Annotated in this window: 16 protein-coding genes and 1 pseudogene; 8 read left to right on the top strand and 9 right to left on the bottom strand. The window is 68.7% G+C overall.

Annotated elements, in window-relative coordinates; genetic code table 11:
• Positions 1 to 175: 175 nt before the first annotated feature.
• From OG729_RS06305 to OG729_RS06315, 3 genes are all read right to left on the bottom strand, one after another.
• On the bottom strand, positions 176 to 1,219 hold the full coding sequence (locus tag OG729_RS06305; protein ID WP_405804810.1) for a YeiH family protein: 1,044 nt from the start codon (positions 1,217 to 1,219) through the stop codon (positions 176 to 178).
• Positions 1,219 to 1,788, bottom strand: coding sequence for a cysteine dioxygenase (locus OG729_RS06310; RefSeq protein WP_405811068.1), 570 nt, complete (start codon positions 1,786 to 1,788; stop codon positions 1,219 to 1,221). Before OG729_RS06310 ends, OG729_RS06305 begins: the two co-directional genes overlap by 1 nt.
• 108 nt (positions 1,789 to 1,896) lie before the next feature.
• Positions 1,897 to 2,802, bottom strand: a complete 906-nt coding sequence (locus tag OG729_RS06315) for a LysR family transcriptional regulator (protein WP_360881282.1) — start codon at positions 2,800 to 2,802, stop codon at positions 1,897 to 1,899.
• A gap of 234 nt (positions 2,803 to 3,036) precedes the next feature.
• Between OG729_RS06315 and OG729_RS06320 the strand changes: the two genes are divergently transcribed.
• Complete coding sequence (locus tag OG729_RS06320) at positions 3,037 to 4,161, top strand: S8 family peptidase (protein WP_405804811.1); 1,125 nt, start codon at positions 3,037 to 3,039, stop codon at positions 4,159 to 4,161.
• Between the two features lie 226 nt (positions 4,162 to 4,387).
• Here the strand turns inward: OG729_RS06320 and OG729_RS06325 are convergent, their stop codons facing one another.
• Positions 4,388 to 4,942: a hypothetical protein gene (locus OG729_RS06325; RefSeq protein ID WP_405804812.1), complete on the bottom strand. Its 555-nt coding sequence runs from the start codon at positions 4,940 to 4,942 to the stop codon at positions 4,388 to 4,390.
• A gap of 538 nt (positions 4,943 to 5,480) precedes the next feature.
• On the opposite strand from OG729_RS06325, the gene OG729_RS06330 reads away from it, so the two are divergent.
• On the top strand, positions 5,481 to 5,774 hold the full coding sequence (locus OG729_RS06330) for a hypothetical protein (RefSeq protein WP_405804813.1): 294 nt from the start codon (positions 5,481 to 5,483) through the stop codon (positions 5,772 to 5,774).
• Between the two features lie 63 nt (positions 5,775 to 5,837).
• On the opposite strand, the gene OG729_RS06335 is transcribed toward OG729_RS06330, so the two are convergent.
• The 4 genes and pseudogenes from OG729_RS06335 to OG729_RS06350 form a co-directional block, all read right to left on the bottom strand.
• A complete protein-coding gene (locus tag OG729_RS06335; protein WP_405804815.1) occupies positions 5,838 to 6,899 on the bottom strand; it encodes a DUF6801 domain-containing protein in 1,062 nt (353 codons plus the stop codon).
• Positions 6,899 to 9,148, bottom strand: coding sequence for an NACHT domain-containing protein (locus OG729_RS06340; protein WP_405804817.1), 2,250 nt, complete (start codon positions 9,146 to 9,148; stop codon positions 6,899 to 6,901). The genes OG729_RS06335 and OG729_RS06340 overlap by 1 nt, the downstream gene beginning before the upstream one ends.
• A complete protein-coding gene (locus tag OG729_RS06345; RefSeq protein ID WP_405804819.1) occupies positions 9,145 to 9,582 on the bottom strand; it encodes a hypothetical protein in 438 nt (145 codons plus the stop codon). Before OG729_RS06345 ends, OG729_RS06340 begins: the two co-directional genes overlap by 4 nt.
• A gap of 88 nt (positions 9,583 to 9,670) precedes the next feature.
• Positions 9,671 to 9,844: pseudogene (locus tag OG729_RS06350) on the bottom strand (SAM-dependent methyltransferase); the annotation flags it as partial.
• A 244-nt stretch (positions 9,845 to 10,088) separates the two neighbouring features.
• Between OG729_RS06350 and OG729_RS06355 the strand changes: the two are divergent.
• The 5 genes from OG729_RS06355 (at position 10,089) to OG729_RS06375 (ending at position 13,193) form a co-directional block, all read left to right on the top strand.
• The gene (locus OG729_RS06355) at positions 10,089 to 11,321 is read left to right on the top strand and encodes an SGNH/GDSL hydrolase family protein (RefSeq protein ID WP_405804821.1); all 1,233 of its coding nucleotides are present in this window, start codon (positions 10,089 to 10,091) and stop codon (positions 11,319 to 11,321) included.
• Positions 11,318 to 11,611: a DUF397 domain-containing protein gene (locus OG729_RS06360; protein WP_405804822.1), complete on the top strand. Its 294-nt coding sequence runs from the start codon at positions 11,318 to 11,320 to the stop codon at positions 11,609 to 11,611. The genes OG729_RS06355 and OG729_RS06360 overlap by 4 nt, the downstream gene beginning before the upstream one ends.
• 7 nt (positions 11,612 to 11,618) lie before the next feature.
• Positions 11,619 to 11,774, top strand: coding sequence for a hypothetical protein (locus OG729_RS06365; RefSeq protein ID WP_405804824.1), 156 nt, complete (start codon positions 11,619 to 11,621; stop codon positions 11,772 to 11,774).
• 124 nt (positions 11,775 to 11,898) lie between these two features.
• Positions 11,899 to 12,327: a DUF6234 family protein gene (locus tag OG729_RS06370; protein ID WP_405804826.1), complete on the top strand. Its 429-nt coding sequence runs from the start codon at positions 11,899 to 11,901 to the stop codon at positions 12,325 to 12,327.
• Positions 12,328 to 12,395: 68 nt separating this feature from the next.
• Complete coding sequence (locus tag OG729_RS06375) at positions 12,396 to 13,193, top strand: N-formylglutamate amidohydrolase (RefSeq protein WP_405804828.1); 798 nt, start codon at positions 12,396 to 12,398, stop codon at positions 13,191 to 13,193.
• 1 nt (position 13,194) lies between these two features.
• Here OG729_RS06375 and OG729_RS06380 read toward each other — a convergent pair whose 3' ends face one another.
• Positions 13,195 to 15,066 carry a cellulase family glycosylhydrolase gene (locus OG729_RS06380; RefSeq protein WP_405811069.1) on the bottom strand — a complete coding sequence of 624 codons (1,872 nt, stop codon included), beginning with the start codon at positions 15,064 to 15,066 and terminating at the stop codon, positions 13,195 to 13,197.
• A 611-nt stretch (positions 15,067 to 15,677) separates the two neighbouring features.
• On the opposite strand from OG729_RS06380, the gene OG729_RS06385 reads away from it, so the two are divergent.
• Positions 15,678 to 15,914, top strand: coding sequence for a type A2 lantipeptide (locus tag OG729_RS06385; RefSeq protein WP_360881140.1), 237 nt, complete (start codon positions 15,678 to 15,680; stop codon positions 15,912 to 15,914).
• The last annotated feature ends 134 nt before the right edge of the window (positions 15,915 to 16,048 follow it).

Below are 16,048 nucleotides of genomic sequence, written 5' to 3' on the forward strand. Positions count from 1 at the left end.
CGGCGGGCGTGTGGGTCGCTCACCGGTGGGGCTCCCTGGGTCAGAAGGAGCTGAACTGCCGTACTACGGCTGCCTGGAGATTAACCGCCCGACCCGGGCGAGAGCCAGTAAACGTGAGAAAGTCCGGCCGGGACGGGTCGAGGGGTGGGCGCAGCCCGGCACTGCCCGGCTGCGTTCAGGCCATCACCAGCAGCACACCCCCGTACGAGACCCCCGCGACCACCACCCACGCGCACATGCCCAGCGCCGCGACGCGCCCGCCAGTGCGGGTCAGCGACGGCAGGTCGACCGCACTGCCGAGCCCGAACAGCGCGGCGGCAAGCAGGAGTTCCTGTGCGTGCTGTGCCGCGTCGATCGCGGCGTACGGCAGCAGTCCGGTGCTGCGCAGAGCCACCGTCGCCAGGAAGCCGACGACGAACAGCGGGACGAGCGGCAGCCGCTTCCTCGCACTCGCACCCGCGCGCCTCCTGTGCCGTACGGACATCGCTACCGCCGCCACCAGGGGGGCCAGCAGTGCCACCCGCATCAGCTTGACCAGGACCGCCTCGCCGAGCGCATCGGGCCCGGCGGTCTGCGCGGTGGCCACGACCTGACCCACGTCGTGCACGCTCGCGCCGACCCATCGCCCGAACTCGGCGTCGCTCAGCCCCAACGGCTGTTGCAGCAGGGGCAGTACGGCGATGGCGAGCGTCCCGCACAGCGTCACCAGTGCCACCGAAGTCGCCACATCACGCTCGTCGCTGTCGCTCGCCTCGCTCACCGCGCCGATGGCGGACGCCCCGCAGATCGAGTAACCGGCGGCGATGAGCAGCGGCTGATCGCCGGGCAGGCCGATACGCCGCCCCAGCCACCAGGTGCCGAGGAAGGTCGCGGCGACGACACCGAGGACCATGGTGACCGTGGCCCAGCCGAGGCCGAGCACATCGTCCAGACTCAGCTTCAGTCCGAGCAGCACGATGCCGATGCGCATCAGCCGCTTTCCGGCGTACGAGAGTCCGGGGCGGGCGGCGCCCCGGACGACGGCTCGGACGCGCGGCAGATGGGCCGCGACGATGCCGAGCACAACGGATGCGGTCAGCATCGGTATGTCCGGCAGCAGCCGATGGACGCACCAGGCGACGCCGACGCCGAGCACGGCGAGCGCGAGACCGGGCAGCTTGCCGGGCGCGGCGGAGGCGGTCGGACCGGCTGCCGCGGCCCGTTCCCTCAGCAGCGCCATCAGCGGTCGGCCGGCAGCTCGTAGACGCGGCGGACACTCGTGCCGAGGCGGGAGATGTCCGCCCCGTAGACATGCAGGGAGATCGCGCGGCCGGTGCCCGCGTTCCAGACCCGGTGGATGTCACCGGGCGGGGCGAATCCGCAGACCGCGCCGCGGGCGTTGACGACGTCTTCGGTGGCGACGAGGCGGGCGGCCGCGCCCGTGGCCTGGGACGGGACGAGGCGGTAGCGCCTCTCGTACTCCTCGCCCTCGTGCACACCTGTCGTGCACCACGACACATGGTCGTGCACGGAGGTCCCCTGGCCGGGCAGCCACACGAGTGCGACGACCGAGAAGCTGCCGTCGTGCTCGGCGTGCAGCAGATGCTGGCGGTAGCGCTCGGGGTCGCTCTCGCACTGCTCCGGGGTGAGCAGATCGTCCGCACTGAGGTGCGGCGCCAGGCGCTCGCCGACCAGATACGCCGTCAGATCCGGTGGCAGTCCGCGCCCGACGGCCTCGCGAACCTCGGCGATCAGCAGATCGAGACGGGCGGTCGTGCGCGCGGCGCTGAAAGCGGTCGAGGTGGTCATATGGGCAGAGTCGGCCTGCCCGATCATCACGTCCAAGGAGGGTTTGTTCGCCACTTCCCAAACTCCGCTTATGAGTTCAGGAAGAAGACAGACCCGTTTCAGTGACGCTCAGCAGCCGACCTTGTTCGCCGCGACCGTCTTCAGCCCGTCGAGCACCAGCGCCGTCGCCGGGATCCGCAGATGTTCCTTCAGTACGTACGCCGAGATCTGGCGCCGCGAGGCAGGTTGCAGCGCCCTCCCGGTGACCTTTGGGTGACAGAGGAAGTTCAGTACGAGCGCCGGCATCATCGCGACCCCCAGACCCTCCGCGACCAGGCTCTGCACCACGAGGTTGTCGTCGGTCATGAAGGCGATGTCCGGCACAAAGCCCTGCTCGGCGCATTCATGCAGCAGATTGGCCCGGCAGCGCAGACACCCGGCTATCCAGCGCTCCTGAGCCAGATCCGTCAGCTGGACGGCCCGTCGCCGCGCCAGCGGATGCCCGGCCGGCAGCAGTGCCGTCAGCTGGTCCTCCAGCAGCGGGATCTCCACCAGTTCCTCCGGCACCTGTTCATGCAGGCCGGGATAGGTGAAGGCGAGCGTGATGTCGCACTCCCCACGCACCAGCCGCTGCAGCGACTCGGGCGGCTCGCTCTCCATCAGGTCCACGCGCACGCCGGGGTGGGCGGCGGCAAGCCGGGCCATGGCCTCGGGGATCAGGGTGGCGCTGGCGCTGGGAAAGGCGCAGACGCGGACCCGCCCCGAGCGCAGCCGGGTGAGGGCATTCATCTGCTGCTGGGCCGCGGACAAGGTGTCGAGGATCACCGTGGCGTGGCGAGACAGCGCCTGTCCCGCCTCGGTGAGCCGAATGCCCCGGCCGACGCGGACGAACAGCGGTGTGCCGACGTCCCGTTCGAGGGCCTTCATCTGCTGGGTGATCGCGGGCTGGGTGTAGCCGAGCGCGCGAGCGGCCGCCGAGTAGGAACCGGTCGTGACCACTTCATGGAACGTCTTGATGTGCCGCGAGTCGAACACACCTGAATCATAAGGAGAATTTGGGTATCCAGGACCTTTGCTCCCTGGTCCGGCCGAAATTCGGCTGTCGCCGAGAAGCCGAGGGCTGTCCTACCCTTCACGCGTGGGTCTGATCTGGTCGTTCGTAGGCATGAGCGCGTGAACCGACCCACCCCCACGCCCTGCCGGAACCGCCCGCCCCCTGTGGTCGTCTTGTGCGCTGACTGCGTACGAAGCAGGGATATGGGGGACGTTGTGACGCGGAACGTAACGAAGGCCGGTCTCCTGGTGGTGGCCATGGCGACGGTGCTCGGGGCCTCGGCCTGCGGCGGGGAAGCCGGCGCGGCGGCAGGGGGGACCGGCGGGACGCTCCCCGCGCACGGGAAGGGGGAGTCCGTGGCGCCCTTCGGGGACGGGGCGTCGTCCGGCTCGGCGCCGACGTCTCCCGGCACCGTGGGGAAGTTGTCCGGGATCGCGCAGACCGCGGCGTCGCCCATCACCCGGCACGTGCCGTGGAACCTGGACATTCTGGACCAGCGGTCGCGGCCGCTGAACGGGAAGTTCACCACCACCGCCACGGGCAAGGGCGTTCACGTCTATGTGATCGACACCGGGATGGACATCGCTCACAAGGAGTTCGGTGGACGCGCCCACCTCGGCGCCGACTTCGTGGGCCCGAAGGACTCCGGTGACTGCTTCAGCGAGGGGGGCATCGGCCACGGCACGTTCGTGGCGGGCATCATCGGCGGGGCGAGGTACGGGGTGGCGCCCAAGGCGGAGCTCGTACGGGTCCAGGGCATCCTGTGCGAGAGCGAGGGCGGCAGTTCCCCGGCGGCGGCCGAGGCGGCCGTGGTGAAGTCGGTCAAGTGGGTCACCTCGCACGCGCAGAAGCCTGCGGTGGTGAACATGTCGCTCAACTTCGACCACCGGTCGGCGGCCGTGGAGTCCGCCGTGAAGAAGATGGTCGACGCGGGGATCCCGACGGTGGTGTCGGCCGGCAACTTCCATGACGACGCCTGCAAGCACTCCCCGGCCGGCGTCCCCGGCACGATCGTCGTGGCGGCCTCCACCTCGAACGACCGCGCGTGGAGCGACGGCGGCTCCTACGGATCGGGTTACGGACGGTGCGTGGACCTGTACGCCCCCGGCCAGAAGGTGACCGCCGCCCTCGCCGGCGGCGGTACGACCACGGAAAACGACGGTGCGACGTCCTGGGCCGCGCCGCATGCGACCGGCGTGATCGCGCTGTACCTGTCGGCACACCCCCACGCCACGGCCCACGAGGTCCACGTCTGGCTCGACCACACGGCCACCCGTGGTGTCGTGCGCGGCGTCCGTTCCGACACTCCCAACCGGCTGCTCAACACCGGCGGCCTCTGACCTGCCCCGGCCGCCCCGGTCGCAGGGTCACCCAAGCGCCGCGCCTCACCGGAACAGCGGGCGCAAGTCGCGCCGCCAGCAGTAGAAGAGCCGCTCGTTGAGGACGAAGAGGTCGTGGGTTCAAATCCCGCCAAGCCGACAGTGAAGTACCAGGTCTGGCGCCTGATCCGCATCGCGGGTCGGGCCCCTGAGTGGTTTCCAGGGCCGGTTGGGCGTCAGCCGCCGACTACGCGGGAGGCGCGAAAGGGTTCCCGTTGGACGACGATTGACCGTCTCGCCGCGTCCGCGGTGGCGGGACAGGAGTCCAATCCGGTCCGCGGTGAGCCAGCCACCATCGTTCGATGGCGTGGAATTTCTCCTCGAATCTGCGATCCCGGCTGAGGACCCCGGTAACGGGCGCCCGCAGGAGGGTGCAGCGACCGGTGGCCTCATAGATCACGACGGTCCGCCGCCCCAGGGAAGACTCGGTGTGGACGCCTTGCACGTCGGACCACGGGATGATCCGCTTGCGCAGATTGTGCACGACGGCCGCCGACGGCGTGAGGGTGATCCCCTGGCGCGGGAAAACGATCACTCCCAACAACGGCATGACAATCCACAGCCAAAACGGGTTGGCAGCCCCAAAGCTGAACGGATCCCCTCTCATCCAGTCCACGATCTCGGCGATCTCGATGACAACACCGAGGACAGCAATGGGCAGAAAGGGCAGCGCGCGCTGGAAAGGGGTCAGCCAGTAGCGGATGCGCTCCGGCGGCGAAGCCTCGGCCTGTGCTCGCTTCACCAACCCCACCCCATTGCACCGTGCAGCCGCCGCTGCGCATGATCGCCGATGCAGCATGTCGGAGCAGAGCCCCTCTGTCCAGATCCCCCGCGCAGCGTCCCCCTGCATACCCGCTCAGTGGGAGGCGGGCGGGGACCCACGGGGAATGAGGCGGTTCAGCCGCACCGCAGGTCAGCGCCGTCGAAGCTCGGTAGGCGTCCGCATACGGGACCTTCCAAACTGGGGCTTCTGTGGCTCGCGCCGCAGTGTGTATGGTCTCGGCCGTGAGGAACGCGCGCTGGATGTCAGAGGGTGTCTTGTGGCTTGTCACCTGGGTCGGCACAGTGTTGGCGTACTGGCTGCTGGGGAAGGCGACAGGCGTGCCGGCGGATTGGATCACGTGCGCGGTCTTCGCCTCGGTCGCCCTGACGTCCGGCACGCTCTCCGAACGTTGGCATCGATACCGTCGATCAAGGAAACAGGCACGAGCGGTCTCCATGCCGTCCCATGAGTAGTGAAGCCCCCCGTTGGGGAGCGGCCGTCGCAGTACGGCTATGAGTTGATCGCCGCCAACATCAGTCCTACAGGGTGGGAAATGATCCACGATTACGCCGCGGCCCAGCACGGTTCGCCGCCGCCAGACTATTTCTTTTCCATGGCGCCATGGTTCTTGCTGTTGGGGCTGTACCTCATCTACAAGCAACGCCAATGGAGGCGTGAACCGTCGCGCCTGGAAGGATCGGCGCTCGCTACGCCCTTGGCACGCATGGTCGTCCTCGTAGTCGGATGGATAGGCGCCGTCTTCGGCGTCCTGTGTCTGATCGTCGCGGTGGGGCTGACAGCCACCACCTGACCGTCGGCCCTGGCCGTACAGCAGCGAAGTACAGCAACCAGCGCGACCGCAGAGAGATCAAGCTCAGTCGTCTGCGCTGCCGGAGTGGCGCTTCCTCAGCCGTGAGCCGAAACCGACAACGGCGGCGGCGCCGCCCGCCACGAGGACGCCCATCGTCAGCACGATCGGATTCTTGGGGTCCAGCTCATCGGCCGTGTTGTCGTCGGCGGCGCTGGTCGCATCGTCCCGTGCCGTATCGACGGTCGGTGCTCCTTGCGAAGCGGTAGGGGGGCGGGGTGCGGACCCGGTCGAGCTGTGTGCCGACGCACTCGGCGTAGTTGACGTACCCGACGTACCCGACGTCGAGCGGCCGGACCCTGCTCCGGGCCGCGTGCCCGTGGTGGCCCCGCCGGCGGATCCGGGACCGGTCCCGTCTCCGCTCCCTCCGGAACCGGTCCCGCCGGTCGTCCCGGAGGAGGCCCCGCCGGTCGTCGTTGCCGTTGCCTTCACCGGCTCCGTGATGACGAGCGACTGCAGGACCGTGTTCTGCCCGGAGTCCAGTGCGCAGGGTGCGTTGATCGTGCCAACGGCGGTCGTGCGGCCGTTTGCGTCCTTCGGGGTGAGGTGCAAAGTGAGGTCGCCAACGGTGACCTTCGCGTTGCCCGGTCGGCTGAAGGTGAGGGAGGGCGCGGTGCCCCTGGCGGTGACGTCGAACGAACCGGACGGCGGGATGGGGGTCCTGGGGATCGTCATGGGCACGGTCAGGGGGATGCTGCCCTGCGGTGCGGTCACGGTGGCGTTCCCGTCCAACGAGCCCTCAAGGGTCTTCGCGCCGGCCAGGGCGGCCAACTGCGTGAAGCTCGCACCCACGGTCGCCACTCCGTCCAAGGCGGATTTCGGGCTGGCCTTGCCGACTTTCATCGAATTCGGGATATCCGATTCGAGCTCCATCGTCACGGGCTGGTTGCCGAGGCCCGAAAATGTGCAGGTGTAGTGCAGCGTGAGCGAAACCGGTTCAGCGGAAGCGGTTCGGGAGCCTGACGCCCCCACGATTGAGACCGCGGCTGTCACGGTCGCCGCGATTCCAAGGGCGACTGGCTCCCCGTACCTCCTTGTGCTGCCTGCCGTGCGATGCCTGACACTCATCAGCGACCACCTGCCGTCGACTGTTCGTGTTGCTCGTAGACCTCGGCCAGGCGATCCCGGAGCCGCGCGTGGCGGAGCTGGTAGACCGCGCCGGCCTGGCGCAGCACGCCTCGCTGGTAGGCGTCGTCCAGGAAAGCGTTCACCGCCCAGGGGAGCCGCCCTGTCAGGGGCAGCCAGAGGCGGACCAGGACCACCCACCGGCCCCAAGCGGTCAACGTGCCGACCCCGAGCCCGACCGTGAGCCCGCCCGCGAGTCCGCTCGTGACCCCGAGTGCGAACCCGTTCACGAGCGCGATCACGATCCCGAACCCGATCCCGAGCGCCAGCCCGACCGCGAGCACCTGGGCGAGCACGGTCGTGCGGTTCGTGTTCAACAGGTCCGACGGGCTGACCGAGGATTTCGTCTCGATGAGAGCCTCAAGCCCGGCCATGAGAGCGAGTACGAGCCCGACCGCCAGGCCGAGCGCGAGCCCGGCCACGAGCCAGTCCCCGAGCCTTAAGGCGATCATGGTCCAGGGGCAATCCAGGAGACCCACATAGACCGCCATTCCGAGCCCGAACACGACCCCGAAGACCAGCCCGCCCGCGAGCCCGCCCCGAACTCTGGGGAGGAAACTCTCCTTCACTCTCTTCGACCCGCCGCGGATCTGTATGTGCATGCGCGACGGCTCAAATACCGGGCCGCCGGCCTTGAGCTTCGTGGCGAAGCCGTGCATGAGCCCGAAGGCGAGCCCGATCCCGAGCCCATTCAGAAGAATGTCGACGACTCCCTCACTGAGCCACCACGCGGGCCCGTACACGAGCCCGAGCGTGGACCCGTACACGAGCCCGACCGTGAGCCCCGACAGAATTCCGACCGTGACCCCGACCACGAGCATCCGTGAGGAGAGATTCATGCTCGTTCCCAGCCGCCACCATTCAATGTCATGTGTCTTGAGTTGTCTCAGGTGCGCGGCGAGGTAGCCGAGCCAGTGCTGGGCGAGTTCGGGGTCCCAGCGCCGCTGTTCTGCCGCGGGTGGGTTGCTGAGAAAGCGCGAGTAGGCGGTGGGGATGACGTTGTCCAGGAGATGGTCTTCAAGGGCTTCTCGGGTGCTGAACTGCTTGATGTCCAGCAGCTCCGATGGGTTGCGGTCGGATTCGTAGATGGTGCGGGCAAGTGTGACCATCAGGGGGGTTGTCAGCACGGCGGCGAGATTGGCGCCGGCTTGTGTGTGGGGATGGCAGCGCAACTCGTTCAGGACGTGCTGCCACCCGGTCGGGGTGGTGGTGTCCGTGCCGTTGGTGAGGGTCGTATTGGTGGCGCGCAGCAGGTAGTTGACGGAGTCGTCCAGGGTGAGGTCGGTCAATTCGATACCGACGGCGCAGGGAACAACCTTGGTTGCCCTCACGGCGGCTTCGAGTTCGGCGTGGCGACTGGTCACCAGCAGCGGCAGGGTGGCCGCGTTGAGTGCTTTCAGCGCGGGTCCGCGCAGGCCGTTGGCGATCTCGTCGAACCCGTCCAGAATCGGTAGGACGTAGCCGGCACCGACCAGCGCGGCGGCCCACGTTGATCCGTTGGGGCTGGCTCCCGCCAGAAAGGGCTGGTCCCGCTCCAAGTGGCTGATCAACCAGTCCCGCAGTGGGGTGGTGGTGGGATTCCACGATCCCAGGCTGAAGATCACCGGTACCGGTGTTCTGTCGGATTGAGTGCGCGTTTTCAGCCGGGCCAGTGCGAAACGCAGCGTCAGGATGCTCTTCCCCGAGCCTGCCCCGCCCAGCACCATCAGCCAGCCGGACTCTGTCCGCTCGTAGACGGCCGCGATCTCATCCAGCTGACCGGCCAGGTCCAGCGGGGCAGCAGCTGTCGCCCCGGCCAGGGCGTTGCGGATGCTGTCCCGGCGGCCGGGCGCCTTCGGAGGTGCCAGTTGCCAGTGCACAGGCAACGGGTGCGGATCCCGTAACCGCTGTTGTTCCTCCTCACGCTGCAGGCGGTCGCTGACGTTCTGCGCGAGGAGATGGGCCTTGTCGGCCAGCGTGTCCTCAACGGAGCTACGCCTGGCGCGGACGGCCTGCACAAGCCGATCGACCATCTCGGCCAGCGTGTCCTCGGCGGAGATCTCTCCGGCGCTGATGAGCACGTTGATCGCGTTGTCGCCGGTGCTCGCGATGCCCGAGTTGCCACCGTCGACCTTGATCGACCGGTCGCCGCCCGGCTGGCCAGGGGTATGCACAGCGGGGTCCGGCTTCTGCAGACCGGGCCTGCCGCTCACTGGTGCAGGGTGTTCTTCGCACCGTCGCCGGTGGAAATGATCCCGGAGTTGTTTCCGGCGAGGGCGACGCTGCGCTCGCCGTCGGCCTGGACGGCGGGACGCTCCGGCAGCAGCGCCGAGAGCTCATCGGCCAGGCCTGGGGAGTCCCTGAGCGCCTCCCGCAGCGCGATCCTCAACTCCGCGCGCCGCAGGGCGAGCATGTCCCGGTCCGCGCCCGCGTCCGCGTCCGCCAGGCTGGTGACGGTCGCTCGAACGGGGTCGGCGTCCGCGTCGACGCCGCGGTTCAGGATCCTGGCGAGCAGCCGCTGCCCCAGCCGTACGGTCGCCCCTGCCGTCTCGTCCTGGGCCCGGGTCAGCACACTCACTCCATAGGCGACGACCGCCGCTTCGGCTGCCGGCACGATCTGGTCGAGCATCGCATCGATCTCCAGCACAGACGTTCCCCCTGTCGCGTAAGCGAATTCAGGTTTCATGCTAGCCACGCAGGCACCGTCGGTCAGCAGATCCGACGATGTTCAAGCCTCGCCCGCTCCTGCCCGAACGCGGCAATCGGCCGGAGCTCGTCCTCCGTGAGTGCCGGCCGAGTTCCTCGTCGACCGGGTAGTTGTCCTTGCCGCCCAGGAACCAGTCGTACACCCGCGCCGGGTGCGGCCTGCTGGTGTCGATCCTGGGGACGGACAGCTCACTCCCAGTCATACGAAGCTCCCTGGGTGCTCAGGAATTCTCGGTCAGTCGATCATGTGGTCCTCGCAGGAGGAGTGGCCTGCGGCAAGCAACCCGGCTCCCAGGAACGGGAGTTCATTGCAGGTCGGACCGCGTGCGGCGGTATGGACGGCGCTCGGCGTGCCGGGAGTGAATACCTACAGCACCTGCACAGGCATGTTCATGCGTTCATCCCCGGGGCTCACCGAGTCCCGAGCCGTCCAGGAGGAATCGGCACATGAGCATCACGAACAGATCCTTCTTACGCAGACGCGCCCTGCCCACCCTGACCGCCGCCGCGGCCGTCGCCGCACTCCTCACCACCAACCTTGCCCACTCCGCACCCGCGCCCCGCACGTCGCCCGTCGTCACGTGGGCCGCCAGCACCGACCTGCTCGGCCCGGCCGCCGCCCAGGACAGGACCTACCGGCTCGTCGTGCACACCAGCGCCGGCGGCAGCGGGCTGCGGATCCGGCTCTCCAACGCCTACGGCAACCAGCCGGTGACCTTCGGCCGCGCTTATGCGGGGCTGCGGTCCTCCGGCGCGGCCCTGGTCCCCGGCAGCAACCGCCGACTGTCCTTCGCCGGTTCGGCCACGGTCACCGTCCCGCCCAGGGGCCGCGTGTACAGCGATCCGCTGCTCGGCACCGTGCGCCCGCAGTCCGACCTGGCCGTCAGCCTGTACGTACAGCAGGCGGGCGGCCCCGTGACCGGCCACAAGATGGCGCTCCAGACCTCCTACATCGCGCCCACCGGCGACCATTCCGCGGACGAGTCCGCCACCGCGTACACCACGCGGACCAACTCCTGGTTCTACCTCGACGCGACCGTCGTGGACGCCCGGCGCGGCACCGGCGCCGTGGTCACGCTCGGCGACTCGATCACCGACGGCGCCTCGTCGACGGCCGACACCAACCGTCGCTGGCCCGAGGTCCTCTCCCGCGCCCTCCAGAACGATCCCCGCACCCGCATCAAGGGCGTCGCCAACGAAGGGATCTCCGGCAACAGGGTCCTCACCGACGGCGCCGGCCAGAGCGCGCTGAGGCGACTCGACCGGGACGTCCTGTCGCAGCGGGGCCTGCGCACCGTGGTCCTCCTCGAAGGCGTCAACGACATCAAGGCGACCCCCGCCCCCACCGCCGCCGAACTGATCGCCGGATACCGGCAGATCATCGCGAGGTCCCATGCCGCGGGCGTCTGCGTCGTCGGGGCGACCGTCATGCCGTACGAGGGCTGGCGCCAGTGGACACCGAGCGGCGAGGCGGTCCGGCTGGAGGTCAACTCCTTCATCCGCGACAGCGGAGCCTTCGACGCGGTGGCGGACTTCGACACGGCGATCAAGGACCCAGCCGCACCGACCCGGATCCTGTCGGCGTACGACAGCGGGGACCATCTGCACCCGAACGACACCGGCATGCGGGTCATGGGCTCCGCCGTCGCCCCTGAGCACCTGCGCTGCTCCAAGAGGTGACACGGACGGGTCACCCGTCCCGGCCTGGGGGCTCCTCCCCGCGGGCCGGGACTGCTCCGCCACCGTGGGCGTTACGGCAGCATCAGGACCTGCATGGTTCCACGGAGACAGCTGCACATCTCGCCTTAATACGGAGCAGCTACGGCTCCAACGAAGGTGGAGCATGCGTCGAGGTAGCCACAAACGAACAGACCGTCCTCGTCCGCGACTCGAAGGATGTGTCCCGCTCCCCTGTCGCGGTGGGCCGCGGCGGCTGGGAGCGCTTCGTTCGGTACGGCCCCTACCGGTAGGGGCGGCTTGTGCTGCTGTCTGCTGTTCAGCCTGCTGCCCGTTGTCTGGCTCCTTGCTGCCTCCATCCTGCCGGAGCAGGTGTTCTGGTACCCGATCTGGCTTGGGGCCGTGATCTGGAACGGCATGGACGGCCAGGGCGGCATCAGCCGCTTGATCGACTAGGAGCAGGCGGTCACCGGGCGGGCCCGAGGGGCGAGCACGGAGTCCGACGCACTGAGTACCCGTACCCATGTGTCGGCCTGATCCGTTCGCCAGGATTGTGGATATGGACCTTCCTTCCGCGCCCGTGGCGTTCGACGCCTCCGTAAAGCCTCGTGCTGATCGGGGCGCGGACGTGGGTGCTGCCCTGGGGCTGCTGTTCCTCGAAGTCCTTGCCTTGCTGCTGATCTTCGGCCGCTGGGCGTTGTCGGCGTTCAATCTCGACACGGGGAAGGTGGTGAGAGCCGACCCGTTGTGGGGCTATCTCGTCGCCGCCGGTGTGGTCGGGGCCCTGGCGCTGGTGGCGTGTGTGATCGCGTCGCGGTCCGGTGCTGTGGTGACGGTGTGCAGCCAGGGGTTCATAGCCGTCATCTTGGCGGCGGGGTTTTTCGGCGGGCTTGCGGTCCAGCAGTATGAGGACAAGCGCAACCACCCCGCTCCCGCGCCCTCGTTCACCGGCGAAGTGGGGTGCCGCAGTGGCGGCGACAACAGCGAATGTTCGGACACCGGCGGCTGAACCCGGCCCGTGCGCAGGGCAAGGTGTTCACCGTGGCACTCCGTCGACGACAAGGCGCAGAGAAAGACATGAACCACCCACCACAGTCCTTCCAGCTCCTTCCCGGCGCCGCCGACTCGCCCGTAATCCTTCATGTCCCGCACTCCTCGCGGGTCATTCCCGAGTCGGTGCGTGACGGCATCGTGCTGGACGACCGTGCGCTCGAGTCGGAGCTGGACCACATCACCGACTCCCACACGGCCGAGATCGCCGCGGCAGCGGTGGGAGCCGCGCCCGTCACTGCCTGGCGGTTCGTCAACGGCCTGTCCCGCCTGGTGACCGACCCCGAGCGTTTCCCGGACGAGCGTGAGGAGATGCTGGCCGTCGGCATGGGCGCCGTCTATACGCACACCACGCACCGCGACCGGCTCCGCCCGCCGGGCGCGGACCCGCAGCCGCTGATCGACTGCTACTTCCACACGTACGCGCAGGCGATGACCGCGGCGGTCGGCGAGCGGCTGGCCGCGACGGGGCGTGCCGTCGTCATCGACGTTCACTCGTATCCGACCGAGCCGCTGCCCTACGAACTCCATGGTCATGGAACGCGCCCGCCGATCTGCCTGGGTACGGACGACTTCCACACTCCCCCACAGCTGCTCGCCCACGCGGAGAAAGCGTTCGCCGGCTTCGGCGGCACGGGGATCAACAGCCCATTCGCCGGCACCTACGGGCCGCTGAAGTACTACGGCAAGGACCAACGTGTCAGCGCCCTGATGATCGAGATCCGCCGGGACACATACATGTCGGAACCAGGTGGGGCGGCGGGCCCGGGCCTCACCGCCCTTGCCGCCGCGCTGGCGGGGCTGGTCGACGCGCTGTCGGTCTGAGTCAGAATCCCGCCCTGTCGGCCGCCCACGCGGCCAGTTCGTCCTGCGCGCCCTTCAACAGACCGGCCGACGGCGCCTTCGCGCCATTCGTCACCAGGGCGTAGTGCAGGCCCGCCGGGCCCGGCGCCGTGAGCAGCAGTCGGCGGCTGCCCGTCCCGCCCGGCTCCGGGGCAGCCGCGATCGGCACGCCCGCCCCGTACGAGGGCAGCCCGTACAGTGCGCCGAGGTCCGAGACCACCGTCGTGCGAGGACTGTCGAAGGACGCAGGCAGGTGCAGTTCAGTGGGTGCCAAGGTGCCGTCCGAGCGCCACAGCAACAGGCCGTACTGCCCCGCGCCGACGAGTTCAGCCACGCGCGGGAGCGACTTCGGCACCGGGTTCCAGGTCAGAGTGATGGTGCCGTCGCGCGACCGGTCCTCGTACGTGAAAGCCATCACCCGGCCCGCCGTTGCGCTCGGATAGAGGCGGTCCAGCAGCCTGGTGTCCTGGCGCAGTACCGGCCTGCCCGAGTCGTCGAGGCGTACGGCCGACAGGTCCTCCTCGTTCCAGGCGTCTGCCGCCGTCAGGACCTTGTCGGGGTTGCCGTTCATGAGCTCGTGGTGGCGGCCGTGGTAGATGTCCCACTGCCACTGCGTACCGGACAGCACCGGCCCCGAGTCATGAGGGCGGGACCACCAAGCGGCCCCGGACTGCCGGGAGTCCAGGGCCTGATACATCGCCTTGTACACGGTCGGAGCCTTGTCGGAGACCGTTCCGCTCAGCGGGTGGCCGAACTCGCTGACGACCGCCGTCGTACCGGCGTCCGACGCCCGGTCTCGTACGGCGCCGAAGTCGCCTGCGTACTGGCCGTCGGCGGCCTTGCCCCACATGAAGACGCCTGAGATGGCCTTCTGGTCGTAGAAGTGGGTGTTGAAGACGTACCGAGGGCCGATGGCGCCGCCCGCGTCGAGGAGGCCGCCCTCCTGCTTCTGGAAGGCGAGGTTGGCGTTCCAGAAGAGGTTCGGTTCGACGAAGGCGGGCTTGCTGCGCCACCCGGCCGTGTCCATGCGGGCCCGGAACTTCTCGTAGAAGGGCCACAGCAGGTCCCGCTCCCAGCCGCGGCTGCTCTGGCCGGAGTCGTACGAGCCGGCGTGCGGCTCGTTGTACGGGTCGAAGCCGACGACAGCGGCGAACTCGGCCCCGGTGAGGTGCTCGGCGAAGTACGTCATGACGGTCTGCGCGGTCGCGAGGAAGGCGTCCTGGACGCCGCCCCTGTTGTGCCAGAAGTCGTAGGTCGCCTTCTTCACGGCCTCGTTCTGGGTGATGTTCTGGCCCCAGAAGAGGCAGATCCCGCACGACTCCCGTGGATAGCCGCCCGCGTCGACGACCCACTTGGGCGCTCCGTCGCCGGTGTACCAGCTGCCCTGGTTGAACAGATGCCGGGAGTAGAGGTCCTGGTGGAAGTCGGGGTAGACCCGGATGCCGGCCTTGATGAATGCCCGCATCTGTGCGGTGGCGGCGGCGAGGTACGCGCGGTCCACCTGACCCCGTACGGGCTCGGCATGTGCCCACGACAGCAGGAAGCGAGCGGTGTTGCCGCCGCCGAGCGCACGCAGCGCGGTCGCGGACTTCTCGGCGTCGGCGACGGACGCGAAGGGCAGTCCGCCGTTCTCCTCCAGCTTGGTCTCGCCGGAGACGTTGTATCCGCGCAGCACCACCTCGCGGCCCAGTCCGTCGGCGAAACGGCCGCCTTCGACCGTGAAGGCGGTGGCCGCCTGCTCGTCGAACCAGAGGGGATCGGCAACGGGCGCCGCGGCCGACGGTGCGCCCGGCGGTGTCAGGGAGGCAGTCATGAGGACGAGGAGACCGATGAGACGCGCGCGCATCTTCGCCATGTCCATCCACGTTTCCTGACGGATCGTCAGCTGTCAACGGCTGCGCCGCGACCGCCCAAAAGGCCACGAGCAGGCGCCGAGGCGGCAATGCCTTGAGATATCGGACGGAAATCGACTTCTCCGCACTCACCCGATGCAACGGCGTTTTTGGCTGATGTCCCTTTCTTCAGGAGTCGCACACAACCGGCACTCAGGACCTGAAGACACACCGCAGAAACACTCCCCACACATAGACGAGTGCGGCGCGTACGACACCTGGCGCCGGAATTTATTCCTCCAGCGAATCTGCACATCGAAGGCGCAGCCGTCACACAGCATCCGGTGCGGCACACCGGCCCTGACCAGGGCTTCAGCCAGTTGATGCGGGAATGTCCCGTTCACCGTCAAGCGGGCGCCGGTTCAACGGAATTGCCGAGGGGGCGGGACGTGAAGAAGCTGCCACCAATCCATGGACGCATGTCCACGAGAGGTAATTCTGCGGCCGCATACCGCCCGGATCAGCGGCAGTCGGATTGGCTGCCATACGAGCCTGCGTGCTTTGATCCATCGCACTGCGGCGGCCGAAAGGCTCAGTCGCAGCAATTCGAGATCCATGCGAAGGGAAGCTCATCATGAACTCCACCCCCCAGGTTGCGACCCAGGAAATCTCCGACGCCGACCTGGACAGCGTGTCCGGCGGTCTCGTGGGCACGGCTGTCGGCGCCACCACGACCACCCTCGACTCCGTCGTCCCGGTCTCGGGTCTCGTCGGCGCCGCGTCGGGCACCGTCGGCTCCGTGATCGGCACCGCCGAGGGCGCGACCGGCATCAACACGGCCGGCGTCACGGGCCTCGTCGCCGGTCTCTGAGCCGGTTCTGTGCCGCCGAGCGGCACAGCCACCAGCGGTGACTTCGGCTCGTCGGCTTCCCCTCCTTGCCGACCGGCCGGGCCCAATGCCACGGACCCGCCCCAGGGTCCGGGGCATACGGCCGCCACCCCGCG

The organism is Streptomyces sp. NBC_00210 (genome assembly GCF_045160975.1).
Lineage (GTDB): Bacteria > Actinomycetota > Actinomycetes > Streptomycetales > Streptomycetaceae > Streptomyces.